Here is a 22,110-nt window from a genome sequence, read left to right on the forward strand (position 1 = left end):
AACTATATTCAACCGCTCTCCAATCCATTACAATAATTTCACATTGGAAATACATGAATATTCTCAATGTTATAAATGGTTTATACCTTATAGGATTACTATGGGAAAGGATGTGAAATATCCAAAAAGAAATCATTTTTTATGATGAAATAAAAAATTTTAATGAAGAAAAAGTTATTTCATTATTTTCAAGTTTCGTTAAAGTGCATGTATTTATAATCACTATGAGACAAGGAGCAGAATCCGAAAAAATTTTTGTAAATTAGAAAATTGCATTTCAAAAATAAGTTAAACGTTTATGGAGGGTTATATGAGCGAGAAAATTTATTACTGGTCTCCGATTAAGCATTGGGAGAAGTTGCATAATGAAGTTTTGATAGGGGAAATGAGATTTACAGGTATTCTGTCTGAGTGGTTTCCAGATTTTTATTTTATGGCTCAAAAAGGTGTGAAAATTAGTGAACTAGTAGAGCGCTTTTCGTTAGGAAATGTAGAAGAGACACAAAAAAACATAGAGCTCATGATAAAAAATCGTGTGTTAGTAAGTAATATATTACACCCAAGAGAAGTATTTTCTTCACAAGAAAAGATTTTTTCAAATCCATATAGCAACCAGATTCGCTTTTCTAAAGAAAAGTTAGATAAGTATATGAGTAAACAATTAAATCGCACGCACGTTGCTGCACGGTCGACCGAAATTCAACTTGAAACAACAAATGAGCTACCTACTATAATCAAGGAACGTAGGTCTTGTCGTCAATTTGATATGGAAAAACATATTAGTTTTTCGGAATTTTCCCGATTCTTATCAACTCTAAAACAGGTTAGGGAAGAAAAAATATACTATCATTACGCAAGTGCAGGCGGGCTCTATCCCATTGATATCTTTGTTTATGTAAAACCAAAACGTATAGAGGATATGAAAGCTGGATTTTATTATTATAACCCATCAAAAAATAGTCTTGTGATTGTAAACAACATTGATCAAGTAATCAAAAGTGATCATGAGTTAATTAATCAGGATTTATTTACTCAATCTGCCTTCTCAGTTTATTTGGTTTATAATGCGAACGCTTCCATCCCGAAATACGGTTCAGATGGATATTTATTTGCTTGTATTGAGTCAGGCATTATCACTGCTACCTTAAACATGGTTGCTGAGACATTAAATTTAGGGGTTTGTTCAGTCGGTCATATGAAATTTGAAGAGATTCAGCAATTTTTATGTTTGGATAATTATCAAGTGTTTCTCCATGGGCTTGAAGTTGGCTTGAAAATTAACGAGTAGAAGAAATGAATATTAGGGGGATAAAGATAAAAATGCACATTAAAGATCGAAGTTCGATTCATGAAAATAAAGAAGTAGAAGCGTTTTGGAAGGAGCAATTATCTTCCGAGATTCTCGATTTTTCTGTATTTAAATTTAATAGCGATTACCGACTAAATAAAGAAACACCTTGTGAATACGTTCAAGTCATAGTGAATGTAGAATTTAGTAAAAGTATACAAAAAATAAGTAAGTCTCAAGATTTATTATTATTTAGCTGGTTTCAAGCCGCTTTAAGGGTTTGTTTGGCACATTATACAGATCAAGAAAGAATTACTATTGGTATTCCTATAATTGAAAAGAATCTTGAACAAAGTGAGAATCTTAATAAGTTGATTCCTTTAGGAAGTGAAATCCAGCCGCATCACACCTTTAAACAATTAGTAAATGAGATTGAACAAACGACTTTATTCGGGTATGAAAATCAGGAGTATCCGCTCTCTGAATTATTAGTTAAACACAATTTAACTCCTTTTCAAATTGTAATCGGGATGGAAGGATTACATAATGAAAATTCGCTAGAAGAATACGCAGAGAATAATTTAGCCCTATGGATACGAAGAAAATGGAATGAAATACATAATGAATTTGAATTTCAAATTTCTTGCAAGTCCCGTTCATTCTCTTCTTTGCAACAGTTTGCCAATTCGTATTGTTATGTTTTAAAGCAAGTTTCACAAAATCCGAATTTGGCATTGAAAGATATTTGTATTATTGCAGAAGAAGAAAAAGAGTTGTTAGAAGGATTGAATACTTTTCAAACGGGCATAGACTTGTTTCAATCATTTCAAGATTTGTTTGAAGCGCAAGTATTAAAAACTCCAGAACAAATTGCTGTTGTTTGTAATGATCAATCTTTGACATATAGAGAATTGAATAAGAAAGCGAATCAATTGGCTTCTATTCTTCAAAGTAAAGGTGTTTCAAAAGAAAGTATTATTGGCGTTATGGTAGATCGGTCATTAGAAATGATTATTGGTATGATGGGGGTTTTAAAAGCAGGAGCAGCGTATTTACCAATCGACCCTAACTACCCAACTGAACGAATTGAATATATGTTACAAGATAGTCAAGCAAAATATTTACTTAGTAAGCGAACAGAGGAAGTATTGCCACAATTTGCAGGTGAAGTACTGTATCTTGATAAAGAATATCTTTTTCAAGGTGAAGAAAGTAATTTAGTACGAGAACATAATCCTAATGATTTAGCTTATGTTATTTACACATCAGGATCGACAGGAAATCCAAAAGGGGTAATGATAGAACAAAAATCACTAGTTCATTTTTTAAATGTAATGAGAGAAAAAGTAAAAGCTAATCAATCATTCTTGTTTCTTGCTAGTGTATCTTTTGATATTTCCTTGTTAGAAATATGTCTTCCTTTAACGCAAGGTTCAAAAGTAGTAATTGCTACAGAGGACCAGTTTGCAACAAAAGAATTGGCTCATTTGGTCAAAAAACATAAGGTGGATTTATGGGAATCAACGCCATCGCGAATGGAAGTGATTTTGAGTGATCCAGAAGGGGCGATTTTTCTAAAAGATTTAAAATCTATTTTATTAGCAGGAGAATCATTTTCCATTGATTTGGTTGAAAAAATTCGTTGTATCAGTGAAGCAACAATTTTAAATATTTATGGTCCCACAGAAACAACCATTTGCGCAACAGTAAAAGACTTGAGCACTTCCAAAGAAGTTACGATTGGCAAACCTAACCCGAATTATCATTCCTATATATTGAATAAGTATGGCCAATTAAAACCATTTGGAATTCCCGGTGAACTCTGCATTGCTGGCGTAGCGGTAGCACGAGGGTATCTTGGTAAAAATAAACTGACAGATGAAAAGTTTGTACCGAGTCCTTTTGCGGCAGGGGAAATGATGTATCATACAGGTGATCTCGTTCGTTGGTTGCCTGATGGAGAACTTGAATATTTAGGTAGAATGGATCATCAAGTGAAAATTCGGGGGTATCGGATTGAATTAAGAGAAATCGAAACTCAATTAAGGGAATATCCAGAAATAAACCAGGCTATCGTTGTTGATCAAGTGTATGGAAATAGGAAATTATTAGCTGCCTACTATGTATCGGATAACAAGGTGTCTTTTGATGAAATCAGAAAATATTTAAGTGATAAATTACCTGAGTTTATGATTCCTGAAAAAATGATTCAGGTAGAAGAGATTCCATTGAATCCAAATGGAAAAGTGGATAGAAAAAGATTGTTGGATATAACACAAACGGATTATGTATCAATTCCATACGTTGCTCCGCGCAATGAAATTGAACAAAAATTAGTGCGTGCATGGGAAAAAGTTATGGAGATCGAGGGAATCGGTATTCATGATAATTTTTTTGCATTAAAAGGAGAATCTATTAAAGCACTTCAGGTAATTAATTTATTAAGAAAAGACGGCTTAAAAATAAGTACAACAGATTTTTTTAAGCACCCCACAATCGCTCAACTGAGTTCTTGTGTAAAGCTAGAGCATAAAGAGGAAAACCTTGAAAGTAGACCAACTCATGTTAAAGATTTGTCTAAGCCATTTTCCTTAACAGAAGTTCAGACAGCGTATATGATAGGACGGAATTCACAGTTTGAATTAAGTGGTATTTCCCCTCAAACATATTTTGAATATGAAACAGCTTTGGATATCAATCGTCTTTCAAAAAGTTTTCAAAAGGTAATTCATCGTCATCCAATGTTGCGAGCTGTAATTTTACCAGAGGGAAAACAGCAAATATTACAAAGCGTTCCTGATTACGAGATTGAAATAGTGAGTCTCATAGATTTAGATGATAGGAATCAACATGCTCGCTTACAAGAAGAGCGTTCTCGAATGACTAACCATGTATTCCCTTTGGGGCAATGGCCTTTGTTTGAATTGAAAGCTTTTCTTTTAAAAGAAGACACGTATTTATTATGTTTTCGATACGATGCTTTATTAATGGACGGAGCAAGCATGAACATTGTTGGACAGGATTTGTTGCATTATTATTATAAACCAAATCAAAAATTAGAATCTTTATCTTTTGATTTTCAAGATTATATGTTTATCTATGATGAAATGGAACAAAGTGAAGAATATAAAACAGCAAAAGATTATTGGACAAGTAAGCTTCCTGACTTTCCGTTTGCACCTTCTTTGCTGTTAAAAAAGGATCCAGCAGAGATTGCTACTCCTAAATTCCAATCACTTACAAAAATCCTGGATAATAAAAAATGGACAAAGCTACGAAAGTTAGCACAAGAGAAAGAGGTAACGCCTTCCGCTCTACTTTGTACAATATATGGTGATGTGTTGGCACATTGGAGTAATCAACGTCGATTAGCAATTAACTTGACTGTATTTAACCGTTATCCTGTTCATGATGAAGTAGAACAGATTGTTGGAGATTTCACATCACTTATTTTATTGGATGTTGATGTAAAACCAGAGCAAACTTTCTTTACTAGAGTAAAAGAAACGCAAGCTACTTTATTAGATGGCCTTGAACATCGTCATTACGATGGAGTTAACTTTATTCGAGATTTTACTCGATATCATCAAATGACGCCAAAAGCAGTTATGCCAATCGTTTTCACCTCGATGTTAGCAGGTGCAGGTGCTTTCTCTTGGGAACAACTTGGTTCTCTTCGCTATATTCATGCTCAGACTCCACAAGTGTATTTGGATAATGTAGTAATTGAAAAAAATGGAGAGTTATTAATTAGCTGGAACTATGTTGAAGAGTTGTTTGATGTTGATGTAATAGAAGCAATGTTTTCCCAATTTGTTGACTTATTGGAACAATTGGTGAAACAAAGCGATATAACATCTTTGCAGATGAAAGAATCGGATCAAACTTTAATTAAGCAATACAATGAAACAACAGAAAAAATACCTTCAACTACTCTGTATCAATTATTTACAGACCAAGTAAAACGTACACCGGATGAAGTAGCAGTGGTATTTGAACAAGAATGGTTAACATACTCGGAACTTCATAAACGTTCTAATCAAATTGCCCACTTCTTAAAAGAGCAAGGTATTGGTCTAGGTGACAAAGTGGGTCTTTTAGCAAAAAGGCGAGTTGACACAATTGTTAATATGTTAGGTGTTTTAAAATCAGGTGCCGCTTATGTTCCGATTGATCCCGATCATCCTTTAGATCGCCAAACATATATTTTAAAAAATAGCTCATGCAAGCTTTTATTAGAACCTAGTCTTTATGAAGAAAATCATTTGTCATTTTATACAACAGAAGATATGCCCGCTATTGCTGGTCCAGAAGATATTGCCTATATTATATACACTTCAGGAAGTACAGGAAAACCAAAAGGAGTAATTATTACTCACCAAGCGGTTACAAATACTATTCAAGACATAAATCAAAAATATGAGGTGAATGAAGATGATCGTATTATTGGTATCTCTTCCATGTGTTTTGACCTATCTGTATACGATATTTTCGGAGCTTTAAGCACAGGTGCAATGTTAGTAATGATTCGTGATCCGAGAGACATGCAAGAATTAATCCGCACTGTCGAACGTAGAGGGATTACAATTTGGAATACAGTGCCTGCAATCATGGATTTGGCATTGGAGCAAGTAGGTTCTCATTTTGAATATCCTTCTTTACGTTTAGTTTTACATAGTGGAGATTGGATTCCGCTTTCTTTACCAGAAAAAATAAAACGACATTTTCCGATTGCAGAAGTAGTCTCACTAGGAGGGGCAACAGAAGCATCGATTTGGTCAATTTATTATCCGGTCAAACAGGTGGAATCACATTGGAATAGTATTCCATACGGGATGCCCTTGGCAAACCAAACGTATTATGTGTTGAACTATGAAAAGAAAATGTGCCCTGTTGGTGTAATTGGAGATTTATATATCGGGGGAGTGGGCCTTGCTAAAGGATATTTAAATGATGAAAAGAAAACAAATGAAGCGTTTGTGTCACATCCTGATTTTGGTCTTATATATAAAACAGGGGATTGTGGAAAAATGCATTCTGAGGGATATATTGAATTTTTAGGCCGCCAAGATTACCAAGTGAAAATTCAGGGATATCGAGTAGAGTTAGAAGAAATCTCTCATTGTCTTCTAACTTATAAACAAGTCGAACATGCTGTCGTAATTGATCAAACAGATGAGAACGGAATAAAATTTTTAGTTGCATATGTGGTAACTGAGCAAAATATTAGTACAACAGAACTACGAAAGCATTTGCAAGATCACTTGCCAGATTATATGATTCCTTCTTATTTTGTTTATTTGGACCAATTACCCCTGACTCCAAACGGGAAATTAGATAGAAAAGCGCTCCCTACTCCGGAGAAACAAAAAAATGAAGTATTTATTGCCCCAAAAACTGAAATGGAAAAAATATTAACTAGTATTTGGCAAGAAGTACTCAAAATAGATCAAGTTGGAGTAAATGATCATTTCTTCGCCTTAGGTGGAGATTCGATAAAAGCGATTCAAGTGTCCGTCAGACTGTATCGACAAGGATTCGAGCTTGAACCAAAAAATATATTTTCATTTCCTATATTAAGGGACATGGTTCAATTTGTTAAAAAGCTAGACCAGTTTTCAAGTTCACAAACAAATGATGTAAACATAATGAACGATAATAAAGCTACATTACTAAATGTTAAAGATAAACAACTTAATCAACATACACTTAACAAAATACAAGAAAAAATGCCGGATATAAAAATAGAACGTATTTACCCGTTAGCACCTTTCCAGGAAGTTATTTATGAGCATGCTACGAATGAACCTGATACAAATGCATATTTTGAACAAACAATTTGGGCACTTGAGGGGGAGCTGGATATTAAACTCTTTATTCAGTGTTTCCAACAATTAGTTGATCGTCATGATTCTTTAAGAACAATAATTGTGCAAGATGAACAAGCAAAACCTTGGCAAGCTGTTCTATATGATGTTCAAATAAATTCAGAAATAAAAAACTTGATTGAGATGACGAAACAAGAACAGCAAGAATTCCTAAAACAGTGGATGAATGAAAATTTAAGTCGAGGATTTAAAAATGATGAACTTATGACACGTCTCTGTATATTCCAACTAGGTAATAACGAGCATAAAGTAATTTGGAGTTCCCATCATCTATTATGTGATGGTTGGAGCGTCAGCATTTTGATAGACGAATTATTCCAGCTCTACGAAACTACAAATGCCGGAACTACGGCGGGGTTACCCATAGTAAAACCTTTTGAAACATTTATAGATTGGACTTTGGCACAAGATCATGAGAAAGCACGTCATTTTTGGCGAGATTATTTATCAGGATACAATCAGAAAATTAGTATTCCTAAAAAGAAAGTCCCATCTAAAAGTGAAGGGTTAAACTTCACTTTTATGGATTTAACATTAGACAAGGATTTGACTGATCAGTTACAAACATTTGTAACTAAAAATAATATAACTATGAATACGGCATTACTAGCTGTATGGGGAATATTGCTTGGCAAATTCAACGGAACGAGAGAAGTAGTATTGCCTAACCTAGTATCAGTCAGACCTCCCGAAGTAGAAGGAATTGAAAATATGTTCGGTCTGTTCACAAATGTTTTGCCTATCCGATTAGCATGGACAGAAACGCAATCTTTTGTGGACTTCCTGCAAAAGGTACAACTAGAGACATTGAAATGTAATGAGTATGCATACTATTCATTTGTTGATATACAAAAGCAAAGTGAATTAAAAACTGAGTTGACTGACCATCTTTGGGTTTTTGAAAACTATCCAACTAATCCAGCAATCTTTTCTTCAAATGAAAACAGACATTTTGCTATCACGGATTACGAAGTTGTTGATGAGCCACATGTAAAGTATGGAATTATGTGCTTCCCTGAAGAAAGACTTACAATAAAGTTTGGATATGATCAAACGGTATATGAAACAGAGAAAATACAGGAAATATTAAATCACATCCAGGGGTTAATCAACACGATTCTTCAAAATCCAATACAAACAATTTGTGATTACAAATTATAAAAAATGAAAAGGCGAGCAAGAACTCGCCTTTTTAAATAGAATAGGAGTAAATCAAATGACAAAAAAATTACAGTTATCAGCCGAAGAAATGCGTCAGTTAGGATATCAAGCGGTTGACTTAATTGTTGATCATATGAATCATTTAAAAAGTAAACCAGTTTCAGAAACGATTGATAGTAATATTTTTAGAGACAAGCTAATTGAAACGATTCCGGAAAACGGATCTAATCCAAAAGAATTACTTCATTTTCTTAATAACAATGTGTTTAATCAAATTACTCATGTGGATCATCCTCATTTTATGGCTTTTGTGCCAGGTCCTAATAATTATGTTGGTGTATTAGCAGATTTTTTAGCAAGTGGGTTTAATGTATTTCCTACAGCTTGGATAGTAGGTGCAGGTGCCGAACAAATTGAATTAACGACAATTAACTGGTTAAAATCAATGCTAGGATTCCCTGATTCAGCTGAAGGATTATTTGTCAGTGGTGGTTCCATGGCTAATTTGACTGCACTTACTGTAGCGAGACAGGTCAAGCTGAATAATGACATAGAAAATGCGATTGTTTATTTTTCTAACCAAACTCATTTTTCTGTAGATCGAGCACTTAAAGTATTAGGTTTTAAACAGCATCAAATTTGCCGAATTGAGACAGATGAAGACTTAAAAATTTCAGTTAGTACTTTAAGAAAACAAATAAAAGAAGATCGATTAAAAGGGAAAAAACCATTCTGTGTTATTGCTAATGCAGGGACAACGAATTGCGGAGCGGTGGACTCCCTCGATGAATTGGCTGATGTATGTGGTGATGAAGATATATGGCTACACGTGGATGGGGCTTATGGGGCTGCAGCAATTCTCAGTGAAAAAGGAAGGGAGTTATTAAGTGGAATTCATCGTGCCGATTCTTTAACGTTAGACCCGCATAAATGGCTTTTTCAGCCTTATGATGTTGGTTGTGTACTTATTCGAAATAGCCAATATTTAAGTGAAACATTCCGTATGATCCCAGAGTATATTAAGGATACAGAAACTAATATAGAAGAAAAAGTGAATTTTGGGGAGCGTGGAATTGAACTTTCTCGTAGATTTAGAGCATTAAAGGTATGGCTTTCTTTTAAAGCATTCGGAGTTACAGCTTTTCGTGAGGCAATTGATCATGGCATTATGCTAGCTGAACAAGTTGAAGAGTTTTTAAGGAAAGAAAAAGATTGGGAAGTAGTAACACCTGCCCAATTAGGAATTGTTACTTTTCGTTATATTCCATGTGAGCTAACATCTACAGATACAATTCATGAAATAAACAAAAAATTGGTGGAAGAAATTAATCAAAGAGGATTTGCTATGCTAAGTACGACTAAATTAAAAGAAAAAGTAGTAATTCGACTTTGCTCTATCAACCCAAGAACAACAAAAGAAGAAATACTTCAAATCATGATGAACATAAAAGCATTAGCAGAGGAAATAAACACATCGCCTAAACATCTTATATCTGTTTCTCAACCTTGATATATTAGGCGGATTTTACATATTAATAGCCGATTCTTATTTAGAATCGGCTATTATATTTAAATGATAAATACATATATACTATTTATAAGTGTTTCTCTTGTAATGGGATTAAGCCTCAACCTTGGATACTCGTTTGAAACCAGTCTTTATTGCTTGTACTATTTCGTTCACAGCATAAATAGATACATCGGCATTTGGATTTAACCCTTCAAACCAGTGATAGGCATTTGGATATAAATGAAACTCCACATCAACACCAGCTTGTGCTAGTTTGCTTACATAGGTTAATGTTTCGCTGCGGAATGGATCTAATTGACCAACAAATGTGTAAGTATACGGTAAGTCACTATAATCCTCAGCTCGAGAAGGTGCTGCATAGGCAGGGATTTGATCCGTTCCATACATTTCTCCTAAATACATTTTCCAGCCAGCTTCATTTGCCTTTTGGTTCCAAACAAATCCCTCTTTAATTTCATTCGCTGAAGGTGTATCATTTCTGTCATCAATCATTGGATATAGTGGCATTTGTAAACAAATTGAAGGATATTTTCGATCTCGTGCTAATAATGATAATGCTGCTGTTAGTCCACCGCCAGCGCTTACTCCTGCAACCCCAATTCGATTCGAATCAATGTTTAATGACTTTGCATTATCAGCAATCCATTTTAAAGCTGAATAACAATCCTCAATTGGTGCTGGGTAAGGGTGTTCAGGTGCTAAGCGGTAGTCTACAGACACGACCACACAGCTAGCTTCTTTTGCAAACCTCATACAAGTATCATCGTTATCATCTATAGACCCTAAGATATAACCTCCACCATGTATCCATAATAAGACAGGTAAAGATTCATGATTTGATTTTGGACGATAAATTCGTAATGGTAACAGATTATCATCAGGCCCAACAATGACTTTATCTGTTAAAGAAAGAGAGTCATCAACAACGGTAGGTGGTCTCATTTGAGCTATTCCTTCTCTGATTGATTGCAAATTTTCTGGGCGTAAATCGAGATCCGGAAACATCTCTAACCCTTGTAATAATTCTGGATTTACTCTAGTTTTCATTTTAGCACCTCTATTTGTAATTGTTTTCAAATAAATGAAGTGTATTCTAAGTAGTTTAATTGTGAAAGAACACCACAATTAAATTGTAAATTGGATATGTTATAACGGTCAACAGAATATTCGGAAATTAAAACCTTTCTCAAGAAGGAGTTTCATGCAATCAATAATACAAGTAGTGGATTTAAGAGCAAAGAGGTTTAATGTCGTTGTAATTATGTACATTAGAAAAATTTCTTTTCTAGACTCATGAAGAATTATGAAAAGCAAAATTTTATAGATGGTTATCTTAAAAATAAACAAAAAGAGAAGAACTAACCAATGTTCTTCTCTCTTTTTCATATGTAATTAGGGTATCCATAACTGTAAATATGGATGGTATAGATTAATGGATGAATAATTTATTTTTAAATTAATAACGTAATACATAAAGATTTTTGTATGTAATATTTCATATACAGGGACCACTGGTGAAAATGCTGAGCAATGTTTTTCCATATGGTAAATTAGTTCCTTAGTTATTTATTTTATTTTATTTTCAATCGTGTAAGGCTTGGGGCTAAGATTTACAAAGGTGACTAGTAAAAAATATAACAATACAAGTATAAGATTTTGTACTTAGTAATCTCGCGATTTAAGGCATGACATTGATAAGTGTGGGGAGTTCAATCGATTTTGAATAAAATCAATAGTATCAGTTGCAATTTTTTTACGTTTAAGAACGATCCCGGCATGCCCGCATGTATAAATATATCGTGGAGGTCTTTCCCAAGATTCCCACAAGTAGTCTGTATCCTCAGAATGCACATATAGATCATGCTTACCTGAAATTAATAAAATATTTTCTTTTTTTACTTTTGGCAATGCTTGACTCGGTTCAGTGATTTTCCAATAATCTATTAAATCATCATACGTAACACCATGATGTTCCAAGTCTTCTCTAATAAATTTACCCGGAATTGTATTCCAAATAGAATAAGAAAGTCGATTTGCATAGAAAATGGATGCTAACACATCAATTTCTTCTTCAACAAGAGAGGTTAAGTTAGTAATAAATCCGCCTAAACTAATCCCTATTAGAATCAGGGGACCATTTTTATTTGCTTTAATCCATTTAATCAAAGCTCGTAAATCAGCTATCGCTTGTCTAGTTGCTTGTACTGTTCGTTCAATATTTGCACTTACCATATACTCTCCACTGAATAAGGATTGATCGGGTTTTCTTTCAAAATGATAGGGTAGAGTGAAATAATACATATTCCACTTCAGGTTGGTCATATGGTCGTGGAATATTTTTTTTACACGTTCGTTAGAATCCATTCTCCAACCGTGAACAAAGATAATATGAGGTGCATTTTCATTTTTATGTAAGAATAATTCCCCAGTTACAGAGTCGTTGCGTGAATCACCGGATTGAACTGAGCTTTTATATTTGAATTGCCCAGCCATGTATTCCTTTTCCTGTTTTGAATGCTTAATGTCAAAATGAATATGTGATGGTTTTACTTTATAAAAAGATTCTATGTCCTTTATATTTAATGAAGTGTTAGAAAGGGAAGTATACTGAAACGCTACACTTCTTTTTTTGTGTAAATCATATAAGGCGTACCGATCAATGAGTTTTGAAAAAATCAAATTAACCTCCTCCAAAATACATATTGTTTAAAACATGGACAAAATTTATGGTGTAAATTAATTATAAAATATTCTCTTTTCCTAATAGTAGGTGATAAATTTGCATATCATATTATAAAGCTTGCAATAAAATAAAACTATAAATAAATTATACTAAAATCTAAAAAGTAATTTAATATTCTTATTCATATAAAAGAATATTAAATTGCTTATTTTCGTATTAAAAGATGCACCTTTTAAAGTGACGTGATTTGTATGAGATACAGTAACTATATTAAAATCCCTATTATAGATATCCAAATAGGTTTCTCTATATTTATTGTATAGAAATTACACAGTAAATATTTTTTGTGCTACATACATTAAATTAATCTTAACCTTTTCTTTTATATAAATTTATTAAACGGAATAACTCCTTACCAATATTCAAAAACGGCTGCGTTTTTGAATTTGTGTTCTAGCTTTTCTGAAACAGGTAAATAACTACACATAAACTCCTTATATCTCTAGTTAAACTACCGATTAGCTCCATATAAACTCTAGATAACCTATATAGAATACAAGATATCAAGGAGGTAAGAAAAAATGAATTTTATGAAACGAGCAATTCTCAGTATGAAAAAAAGGATAGGAACATCATTAATTTTGATGGCAGTTTTTCTGATTGTTACAAATTTGGTTCTTTCAGGTTTCACAATCCAAAATGCATCAAAAAAAGCAGCGGATGCTGCAAGAAAAAAACTTGGTGCAGATGTTACTTTAGGTCTTGATTTCGACAAATTAGGTCAAAAAGCTAAGGAAACTGGAGAAATGCCAAATCCGCCGCAGTTCGATACAAAAGAAACAGATCAATTAGCAAAGTACAAGTATGTAAAAGACTATAATTACATAGCTAACACTTTCGGTATTTCTGATGGACTTAAACTAGTAGGAGCTTCAGAAGGAAAAGAAGAAGGTAAAGCGGGAATGGCGGCTGTGCGAGGCGGTTCAAGCTCTGGTACAGAAATAGATATGAATGCTTCTTTTATGATTGAGGGAGTTCGCAAGACTGCATTACAAGAAAGCTTTAAAAACGGAAAAAGTAAAATCATTGATGGAAAACCAATTACAGAGCAAATGAAAGATCAGAATGTAGCTTTAATGGAAAAACGATTAGCGGAATTAAACAATTTGAAAGTAGGAGACAAAGTTAAAGTACAATCAGGGGATAAGAAGGAAACCCTTGAGGTTGAAATTATCGGTATTTACGAAACCAATGAGCAAGCAATGAGTCAACAGGCTCCTCCTATAATGGATCCGGCTAATAAACTATATATGCCACATTCAACTATGAAAAAATTAGAAGTGGATCAAGGTATAAGTAGTGTTCAAGTCGTGTATTTCTTGAATGACCCACAATATATTGATGCATTTAAAAAAGAAGCAAAAAAATCTAATATTGATTTTAATTATTATAAATTAGATGCGCATGATTCATTGTACAAGCAAATGATTGGTCCTATCGAAAATATCTCTTCGACTTCTCAAATGATTATTTATATTGTATCGATTGCAGGTGCGATTATTTTAGGATTAATCATTATGCTATCAATTAAAGGACGTCGTAAAGAAATGGGAATTCTATTGTCCATTGGAGAGAAAAAGTGGAAACTGATGGCACAGTTCGTAGTAGAAGTAGTATGTGTCGCTATTTTAGCATTTGGATTATCCATAACAACAGGAGCTAAAGTTTCTCAATATATCGGGGATAATTTACTTTCGAATGAAATAGCTACTGCGAGCGAAGAAACAGATACCTCGCAACATGGTACTGTAATGATGGCTGGACCTGGTGGTACTCTACAAAATCAAAAAGAAGATCCAATTGATAAAATTGATGTAAGTGTAACAGGAGAAGATGTAGGGAAAATGGGGGGGATTGGACTAGGTATTGCTATAATAGCAACGCTTCTTCCAGCATTATCTATTCTACGTTTAAACCCAAAACAAATTCTTTTAAAAGATGAATGAGGAGGCTCGATATGGAGACGATTTTACAGTTTAAAAATTTGGATTATTATTATGAAAGTAATGGGAAAAATGTAGCGATACTAGATAATGTTAACTTTTCTTTTCAAAAAGGACATTTCTACACGATTTTAGGACCATCTGGATCTGGTAAAACCACAACTCTGAGCTTAGGTTGTGGACTGGATGTCCCTAAAAATGGTTATGTACTGTATAATGGCAAAGATATTAGAAAAATTGGTTTGGATCGATACCGTAATCAAAATGTATCTGTAATTTTCCAATCTTATAACTTAATTACCTATATGACCGCTCTTCAAAATGTCTTAACAGCAATGGAAATTACAGGTGTTAAAGTGCAAAATAAAACAGCAAGAGCATTAGAATTATTAAAGAGGGTAGGACTCACAGAACTTGAAGCGAAACGAAACGTATTGCAACTAAGCGGTGGACAACAACAGCGTGTAGCAATTGCTCGAGCACTATCTTGTAATGTTGATTTACTGATTGCAGATGAGCCGACAGGAAACCTCGACGAGGAAACCGCAATGGATATAATAGAACTGTTTCAAGAACTTGCACATAAAGAGAATAAATGCATTATTGTTGTGACTCACTCACAGGAGGTTGCTAAAAAATCAGATCGTGCAGTGTATTTAAGTAAGAAGAAGTTAGTCATAAATGAAATCTAATATAAACATCGTAGCTGTTTAATTCACATATTTTTCAAAAACTAGACCTTTCAAAAGCTTATATTTGATTTATAATAAAATCAAGCCATAATCAAAATGGTCTCCCTGTACTGAATGTTAAAATAGTTTGTCGTTCCCGTTTTAATAATATTTTTAAAAGAACTTGTAGGATATTCTACAAGTTCTTTTTATTATAATTGGTTACCTATCATGGGATAATTACACATAAAAAACGGGACAATACCTAGATATATAATCTAAATGCTGTCCCATTTACCTGTGTATCTGTATAGTTATTGTAGAATCAAACCTACAATCATAATTAAACTAAATACTATCATCCAACCAAAGGCACAATAGCCAAAAATACTAATCCATTTAGGTAATTGATTCATGTTAATTTTATTTGTGGGAACTCCTTGCATAGAAAACATCATTTTTTGATCTCTATCTCTATTATTTTGTTGTTCATACATAATATCATCACCTTTCCAGAACTATTGTGTTTATAGTATATCAGCCTAAATAAAATTATGTACAGAATAAGAGGGGATAACATATATATTATGTGGTGAATTTTATAAATAAAGACATTTAATTGCCATGGTTCTAAGCGCTAATCCGTTATAAATTCTGAAAAAGAGCCCTACATAAATAGGACTCTTTTTCTTCAAATATTAAGTTGCTGGATATACATCAGAACCAAGGTAACGTTCTTTTATAATTTGAAGATGATGAAGCTCATGACCAGCAATGATGTATGCTAATGCACGAACTGTAACTTCAGAATTATTCGCATTTCCTCTTTGTGACCAAGCTTCTTTATCTAAGCTTCTAAGTAAATACAGGGTAGATTGGCGAACAACTATTAAATTCTCAAGAAGATCGCATAGATTGCTTATCAAAAGCAGCTCTAAGAACATAGATATCATCATTATAGCCTGGAAGTTCTGCTGTCTCGCCTCGAGCGATAGATAGCAATCGATACGCCATAATCCGTTCTGTATCTGCTATATGACCCATTACTTCTTTTATACTCCATTTAGTAGGAGCATACCGGAAAAGTCCCTCACTATCAGAAATTTCCTTTAATAAGAGATTCGTTTCCTTCATTTGTTGTTCTAGAATATGTATGATATTTCCGTCTGATACCAAGTTGGTATACGTTGCATAATAGGAGTTATATTCACTTACTTGTGGCCTTATTTGCATACGAATCATCCTTTATGTTTTATGTTTAATCTTTACATATAGCTTACCATAAAAGAATTTTAAATTAATCTGAAAAATGGAGGGAAATATGCATTTTTCATCTTCCTTTTCAGTTTCATAGATGAAATGCATCTCAAATAAGAGAATCTAATTTGCTGCTAAGCGGAATTTCGTTTTTGCTGTTATAGTAAAAGATAAATATGTAAATTGAATACAGTTTGTCACCACTTATGATAATTACCATTTAAGAAGCAATATATATCATTAAACGAAAAACCTGTTAATAAGTTTATACTTACCACAAAAACAAACAAACTCGTCCTATTTAAAGGAGAGTTTGTTTGTTTTTGTGTTTAGATAATGGAATACTCATGCAAAATTGTACACTATGTTCCATATTTTTTATTGAATACTTTATATCTAGCGTTTCAAGAATTTGTTTAACAATATATAGCCCCAAACCATTTCCTCCAGTATTTCGATTCCTTGATTTTTCAATTCGATAAAATGGTTTGAAAATTTGTTGTATCTCTTCATCTTTAATATTGACACCTGTATTTATAATTTGCATTTCGATTTGACTTTGTTTAGAATCCTCACTTAACTTTATATAGACTTTTTCATTATGTGGTGAATACATAACCGCATTATGGACAATATTTTTACATGCTTTTTCTAAAAGGGCACAATCTGTATAAATAGCAAGGCCAAAATCAATTTCTTTTATTATTTCGATGTTTTTTTGAGAAGCAAAAAATTCGAGATCTTTTGTAATTGTCCCTATTAATTTTGAAAGATTAACTTTCTCTACTTTTAGTTTGAAGGTGTGTTGTTCTAATTTCGATACGCTTAAAATTTCACGAACTAATTGTTCCATACTTTCAATAATTTGATGATTCTTCTTTAAATATTGATCGCGATTTTGATAAGGGCCAATATTGTATATCATTCCTTCTAAGTATCCTTTCATTACAGTAAGAGGGGACTTTAATTCATGTGCTACAATCGCAAAAAACTCTCTGCGTTTTGTTTCTATTTCTCTTTCTTTTTCAATATCATTTTTTAATTGTTCATTTGCTTTTTTTAAATCAAACATAGCTTGTTGCAAGTTAATAGACATGTCATTCAAACTATTAGATAATTCTCCTAACTCATCTGTAGAGCGAACCTCAATTTTTTCGGAGAAATCTAAATTTGCCATCTTTTGTGCACCTTCATTAATATAAATAAGTGGCTTTGTAATAAACCTGGAATAAAAATAAGCACTCCCTATACCAATAACGAGCACAATGATACTAATATAGGGGAGAAAGCGTACTAAAACCTGTGAAGCTTCATCAATCGGTTGAAATGTAGCAAACACTACAAGCGTTAAACTACCATCTTGAAATTGAATTGGTTTCGTAGCGTTATATGAATTGCTAAGGGTACTTGCATTCTCGAATCGTGTTGCTTTAGTAACTACTGTTTTTTGCGTACCACTTTGAATAAAAGAAAATGAAGGAGAGTAAATAATTACTCCTTCTTTATTTTGAAGATAAAGCATCGCATTATTTTTTTTTGCGTATTCATCAAAAAGTGGTATCGCATCTTGAAACGTAAGATTTTTAGATTTATCAATGATTTCGTTTATCCCTGTTTGAAGTTGATCTGTTTTATATTGCTCATAAAACGTAGGGAGAAAGAAGTATAAAGTTAAATAAATCAATACTGCAAAGGATAACAAAATGAGAGATGTAGTCATAAAGAGTTTGTAAGTAATTTGCTTCATCTTCATGAGTTTCACAATACTATTCATCAATTTTATAACCAATACCCTTTATTGTTTTAATATAAGGGATAGCTAATTTTTTACGTAGATTTTTAATATGTGTATCAATTATTCGTGTTTCTCCAAAATAATCGTACCCCCAAACCTTCTCTACGATATTTTCTCTTGTAAGTACTTTTCTCTCATTTTGAAATAGTAGTTGTAGAATTTCAAACTCTTTTGTCGTTAATATAATTTCAACGTCATTTACATATACTCTATATGCATCCACATCGATACGCACTTCTTTAAATATCAAATGATTATTTACATTTTTATCATAACTTCTTCTAAGTACAGCTTCGACTCGTCTAATCAAAACATGAAATGAAAAGGGCTTTGTTATATAATCATCGATCCCAAGGTCGAATCCTTTCATTTGATCTTCCTCTTCTTCCAACGCAGTTAGCATAATAATTGGTACGTTTGACTGACTTCGAATCATTTTAGAAACTTCAAACCCATTAAGATTGGGCATCATGACATCTAGAAGAATTAAATCAAATGATTGCTTATTAAATTGTGTCATACCCTCTAGTCCATCTGAAGCGACTACCACTGTATAATGCTGTGTCATTAAAAATTGTTTAATTAATTCCTGAATTTCTTGATCGTCCTCTACCACGAGAATATGATAGTTTTTCATAATATCACCTCTGGTAGTCATTATAGCCGTACTATCTGGAGTTTATGTGGAGATACAGTAGTAAACTTCATAGGACGTTTACTACTAAAAAATATTATTAGCTATATTACTTTTTTATGGAGAAATAATTGTTTTAAAAAACTTATCGTATGAATTGATGTACGATTAATATTTACGAAAAACTAATGTATAATAACGTGAATTGTATGTAGTTTCTTAAAATTCGCGAAAATATACTTTTGCTTCTTTACCAAAAGAGGAAAAGGAATTTCAATATAGAAGAAGCTACCGTAATACTAGAGTGTGCGCCGAGAACTTTGGATTTCTTTCATCTAGTTTCTATTTAATCGTTAATCACTACATAACAATGTTCTTGCTAAACCAAAAGTTTAAAGGTACAAACTTGGAGAGATTTATATAATGCTAGAAAGGTTGTGAAATGATTTGATGGGTTATAAAGCGATGCTGTTTGATTTAGATGATACATTACTTGATAGGGATAAAGCAGTAGAGGCATTATTTTTAATTGTTTTAGAAAAGTGTTATGAAAATGTAGATGGTGCGGCTAAAAGCAACATGTTACAGAAATTCAAAGAATACGATAAAAGAGAATATGGCATAAGTAATAAAACGACAGTTTTAGAATCATTGTTTGATGAATTCACGCCAAGGTATAGATTGCCACGCAATTACATCCAAGATTTTTGGAATAATAATTTCCCTAGATGTTTTTCAATAGACCAAAATACTATTCATTTCTTAAATCAAATAAAGAAGCACTGTAAAGTTGGAATTATAACAAATGGCTCAACTCAGAGGCAAAAAGCTAAAATATTTAACACGAATTTAAATAAGTATTTTGAAACAATCATTATTTCTGAAGAAGTGGGATTTAGTAAACCTGATAAACGTATATTCGAACTAGCATTAAATAAGTTAAATTTACAACCGGAAAATACTTTATTTGTTGGGGATGACTTAGAAAAGGATATTGCTGGTCCTCAAAATGCAAATATAAAAGGTGTGTGGTTTAACCCTCAGAAAATCAAGAATACTACCAAAATACAACCATATGCCGAGATTAACACTTTGGATAGTTTGTTAAGTTATGTTACTCCACAATATTTTTATAACAAGTAAAAGTAATCCCATATATATATTAAAAAATATAAAAAAGAGAAACTATCATTAATTTCATTGACCGTATTAGTAATAAAAAATAGATATTTACAACAAAAAATAGAGGCGATTTTAATAGCTGTGGCTAATTTAATCTATGATTAATACGAAGTTTTGTAAAACAATTTTACTCATACTGTGTAAATTATAAAGGGGTGGTGTATAGTGATAATAAAGTTATTGAATTTTGATTAAAAAAGATAAGAGCCTTACTACATTCTATATGCAGCAAGGCTCTTTAAAGTTGTTTCAAATTATATCCATCTGCTTATGTAATGCTTAAAAAATGAATAATAAAGTTGTTTACTTCTTATTAAACTAACGCCCCCGTTAGTTTAAGTGTAACTCTTCACAATTATTTGATATTATATAGATAAATAGAAATATAAATCAGAATTTAGTTTATAGTTATAAAAATAAGTTATTTATACCCTTATAATTCTTCAGAAAGGAGAGTGTATGAAAAAGACTATTGTTTTTGTATTAACGATATTTATATTATTCTCAGGATTCGCAACACAAAGTTATGCGTTGTCAGATTCGAAATCTGTGGCAATACAAGCATTGCTAGATGATGCCTGTCGTACGTCAGGTGTGCCTGGAATGTCACTCTCAATACTTGCTGATGGTGAAGTGTTCTACTTTTCTTCTGGGTATGCAGATCTTGAAAAGGGACTGTCTGCAAGTGAAAATACACTCTATGAGTTGGCCTCGGTGAGTAAAGCTTTTACTGGTATGGGGATTTTGCTATTGGAAGAGCAAGGGCTGCTATCAATGACTGACCCTATCCAAAAATATTTACCTTGGTTTACGTTAAAGTATCAAGGTAAACCTGTTGATATGCAAAACCTTACACTAAATAACTTTCTTCACCATACCAGCGGCCTAACAAATATTAGACATCTTCAAAATATTCCACAAGGTAATACGCCTGATATGTTGCAAAAGACTGTGGAAACGCTGGTAGATGCAGAATTGGCGTTCTCTCCTGGTGAACAATATAACTATGGAACCGTTAATTATGACGTATTGGGTTTGGTTATTGAGATTGTATCACGACAAAGCTATGAAGACTTTATGAAGGAGCAAGTATTTCTACCCTTAGGTCTTCACCAGACGTATGTTTATAAAGAAGATGCTCAAGCCACTGGACAGTTAGCACAGGGTTACCGTTCTTCCTTTTTTATAACAACTCCATTTAACGCTCCGTATTATACCGGGAATAAACCTGCCGGCTATATCATTTCTAATACAAAAGATATGGCGCGTTGGATGGGCATACAGATGGGTATCGTGCAGGACATACCCGAAATATTTCACAGGGCCATCGAAAAATCACATAGAGGTGATATGTCTGTTTCGGCTGTCAATGATATGTATTATGCGGCAGGTTGGTCGGTAAACGCCGAACAAACGTTTATAGAACACACTGGGGGTAATCCAAATTTTAGTACCAAAGTAGCCATACTGCCAAATGAAAGAACAGCCATCTGCTTACTGAGCAACGGCGCAAATACCAATATAAACCTGGTACTACAAGTTAAAAATATATTAAACGGCAATCTAACTCAGTCATATGAGATAAGTGGCACACAGCTTTTGGACATCATTTTGTCGTCTACCACAATTATTCTTTGCCTATTAGCCGTTCTGTTATTTTTCTTAGGATTAAGAAAAGGGAAAACGAATGAGCAGCAGCCAATGACAAAAAAGAGAACAATCGTAACAATTATTTTCCTAATCGCTACTATTGCCCAGTGTATAATGTTTTTTGCCTTCGATTGGTCAACGATACTTATTTGGCAAACATATAGTGTTCTTACAGCTTTAATTTCGTCAACATTATTAACAGCAAGCATTACTTGGTTTGTATATACTCACCGATTAGATGCCTCGGTCCGAAAATAAGTACAATGTTAAGTAAATAAATCTTAATTTATCGATATCCTTAATTTAAAAAACAGAAGACACCTCGGTGTCTTCTGTAATGTCATCGACACTTCTCCTAGTTAAACCC

12 protein-coding genes and 1 pseudogene are annotated in these 22,110 nt (G+C 33.0%); 7 read left to right on the forward strand and 6 right to left on the reverse strand.

Annotation, left to right across the window (positions count from 1 at the left end; all coding sequences use genetic code 11):
* The first annotated feature begins 310 nt into the window (after nt 1-310).
* From DN401_RS01130 to DN401_RS01140, 3 genes are read left to right on the forward strand one after another with little or no spacing between them, the layout of a single operon-like run.
* Entirely contained in the window at nt 311-1,288 is a 978-nt protein-coding gene (locus DN401_RS01130) for a SagB/ThcOx family dehydrogenase (RefSeq protein ID WP_149287445.1), read from the forward strand.
* Between the two features lie 32 nt (nt 1,289-1,320).
* The gene (locus DN401_RS01135; RefSeq protein WP_000547602.1) at nt 1,321-8,337 is read left to right on the forward strand and encodes a non-ribosomal peptide synthetase; all 7,017 of its coding nucleotides are present in this window, start codon (nt 1,321-1,323) and stop codon (nt 8,335-8,337) included.
* A gap of 55 nt (nt 8,338-8,392) precedes the next feature.
* On the forward strand, nt 8,393-9,847 hold the full coding sequence (locus tag DN401_RS01140; protein WP_000162820.1) for a pyridoxal phosphate-dependent decarboxylase family protein: 1,455 nt from the start codon (nt 8,393-8,395) through the stop codon (nt 9,845-9,847).
* 111 nt (nt 9,848-9,958) lie between these two features.
* Here DN401_RS01140 and DN401_RS01145 read toward each other — a convergent pair whose 3' ends face one another.
* Together DN401_RS01145 and DN401_RS01150 are read right to left on the reverse strand one after the other, a co-directional pair.
* Nucleotides 9,959-10,915, reverse strand: a complete 957-nt coding sequence (locus DN401_RS01145) for an alpha/beta hydrolase (protein WP_000857937.1) — start codon at nt 10,913-10,915, stop codon at nt 9,959-9,961.
* A gap of 615 nt (nt 10,916-11,530) precedes the next feature.
* Complete coding sequence (locus DN401_RS01150) at nt 11,531-12,547, reverse strand: alpha/beta hydrolase (RefSeq protein WP_121868263.1); 1,017 nt, start codon at nt 12,545-12,547, stop codon at nt 11,531-11,533.
* Nucleotides 12,548-13,132: 585 nt separating this feature from the next.
* Between DN401_RS01150 and DN401_RS01155 the strand changes: the two genes are divergently transcribed.
* On the forward strand, nt 13,133-14,557 hold the full coding sequence (locus tag DN401_RS01155; protein ID WP_149287446.1) for an ABC transporter permease: 1,425 nt from the start codon (nt 13,133-13,135) through the stop codon (nt 14,555-14,557).
* An 11-nt stretch (nt 14,558-14,568) separates the two neighbouring features.
* Entirely contained in the window at nt 14,569-15,246 is a 678-nt protein-coding gene (locus DN401_RS01160) for an ABC transporter ATP-binding protein (protein WP_000447856.1), read from the forward strand.
* A 293-nt stretch (nt 15,247-15,539) separates the two neighbouring features.
* Here the strand turns inward: DN401_RS01160 and DN401_RS01165 are convergent, their stop codons facing one another.
* The 4 genes and pseudogenes from DN401_RS01165 to DN401_RS01180 all read right to left on the reverse strand — a co-directional run bounded on the left by DN401_RS01165 (nt 15,540) and on the right by DN401_RS01180 (nt 18,914).
* Nucleotides 15,540-15,722, reverse strand: a complete 183-nt coding sequence (locus DN401_RS01165) for a hypothetical protein (protein ID WP_000273239.1) — start codon at nt 15,720-15,722, stop codon at nt 15,540-15,542.
* 201 nt (nt 15,723-15,923) lie between these two features.
* A pseudogene (locus tag DN401_RS01170) lies at nt 15,924-16,458 on the reverse strand (DinB family protein).
* 325 nt (nt 16,459-16,783) lie between these two features.
* Entirely contained in the window at nt 16,784-18,235 is a 1,452-nt protein-coding gene (locus DN401_RS01175) for a sensor histidine kinase (RefSeq protein ID WP_033695141.1), read from the reverse strand.
* Between the two features lie 13 nt (nt 18,236-18,248).
* A complete protein-coding gene (locus DN401_RS01180; RefSeq protein ID WP_000800727.1) occupies nt 18,249-18,914 on the reverse strand; it encodes a response regulator transcription factor in 666 nt (221 codons plus the stop codon).
* 447 nt (nt 18,915-19,361) lie between these two features.
* Between DN401_RS01180 and DN401_RS01185 the strand changes: the two genes are divergently transcribed.
* On the forward strand, nt 19,362-20,054 hold the full coding sequence (locus DN401_RS01185) for an HAD family hydrolase (RefSeq protein ID WP_000540712.1): 693 nt from the start codon (nt 19,362-19,364) through the stop codon (nt 20,052-20,054).
* A 498-nt stretch (nt 20,055-20,552) separates the two neighbouring features.
* Nucleotides 20,553-22,001, forward strand: a complete 1,449-nt coding sequence (locus DN401_RS01190) for a serine hydrolase domain-containing protein (protein WP_025687846.1) — start codon at nt 20,553-20,555, stop codon at nt 21,999-22,001.
* Nucleotides 22,002-22,110 lie beyond the last annotated feature (109 nt).

The sequence above is a fragment of the Bacillus sp. BF2-3 genome, from assembly GCF_008368795.1.
Classification (GTDB): Bacteria; Bacillota; Bacilli; order Bacillales; family Bacillaceae_G; genus Bacillus_A; species Bacillus_A cereus.

Bases quoted from the DNA above. Each gene is read 5' to 3' on its own strand.
- DN401_RS01130 (WP_149287445.1), top strand. From the start codon at position 311: ATGAGCGAGAAAATTTATTACTGGTCTCCGATTAAGCATTGGGAGAAG.
- DN401_RS01135 (WP_000547602.1), top strand. From the start codon at position 1,321: ATGCACATTAAAGATCGAAGTTCGATTCATGAAAATAAAGAAGTAGAA.
- DN401_RS01140 (WP_000162820.1), top strand. From the start codon at position 8,393: ATGACAAAAAAATTACAGTTATCAGCCGAAGAAATGCGTCAGTTAGGA.
- DN401_RS01145 (WP_000857937.1), bottom strand. From the start codon at position 10,915: ATGAAAACTAGAGTAAATCCAGAATTATTACAAGGGTTAGAGATGTTT.
- DN401_RS01155 (WP_149287446.1), top strand. From the start codon at position 13,133: ATGAATTTTATGAAACGAGCAATTCTCAGTATGAAAAAAAGGATAGGA.
- DN401_RS01160 (WP_000447856.1), top strand. From the start codon at position 14,569: ATGGAGACGATTTTACAGTTTAAAAATTTGGATTATTATTATGAAAGT.
- DN401_RS01165 (WP_000273239.1), bottom strand. From the start codon at position 15,722: ATGTATGAACAACAAAATAATAGAGATAGAGATCAAAAAATGATGTTT.
- DN401_RS01175 (WP_033695141.1), bottom strand. From the start codon at position 18,235: ATGAAGATGAAGCAAATTACTTACAAACTCTTTATGACTACATCTCTC.
- DN401_RS01180 (WP_000800727.1), bottom strand. From the start codon at position 18,914: ATGAAAAACTATCATATTCTCGTGGTAGAGGACGATCAAGAAATTCAG.
- DN401_RS01185 (WP_000540712.1), top strand. From the start codon at position 19,362: ATGGGTTATAAAGCGATGCTGTTTGATTTAGATGATACATTACTTGAT.
- DN401_RS01190 (WP_025687846.1), top strand. From the start codon at position 20,553: ATGAAAAAGACTATTGTTTTTGTATTAACGATATTTATATTATTCTCA.